This window comes from Nocardia sp. TBRC8007, from assembly GCF_056629435.1.
Map to the genome: position 1 here is coordinate 1 of NZ_JBWSOR010000177.1, position 386 is coordinate 386.

Annotated in this window: 1 protein-coding gene; it reads right to left on the reverse strand. The window is 66.1% G+C overall.

Annotated features, from left to right (window positions below; genetic code table 11):
- Positions 1-164: 164 nt before the first annotated feature.
- Positions 165-386: hypothetical protein (locus ACX4ZE_RS23175; RefSeq protein WP_480275586.1), on the reverse strand; the 222-nt coding region annotated here is incomplete at its 5' end.

The window sequence follows — 386 nt, forward strand, 5'->3', positions numbered from 1 at the left end:
GGTTCCCGGTAATGCAAAAAGCGAGCAGTCCCGAGCGAAGAGTGCTGGGCGCTTTCCCCGCTGGCTGGCGGTTATGGTCCACCTTGTCCTTGGTCGACGGCGGATCTAGGTGCAAGGAATCGGTTTTGGTCGCTGTCGATAGTGTGTCCGTCGCCGATTCGGCGTCAGCGGCGTGGGCGTTCTGGCCACCGGCCGGTGGCGCGGAATTGTTTGATTTTGGTGGTCATGTAGGAGGGGTGGACACCGATGGCTTCGGCGAGGCTGGCGAGGGTGACGCCTTCGGTGTCGGCCAGGCGCACGATCTCGTGGCCGCGGTCGGGGCCGGTCAGGGCGCGGACGGTGGCGATCTCGGTGTCGGTGGCGTCGCGGGCTGGTGCGATCCGCCA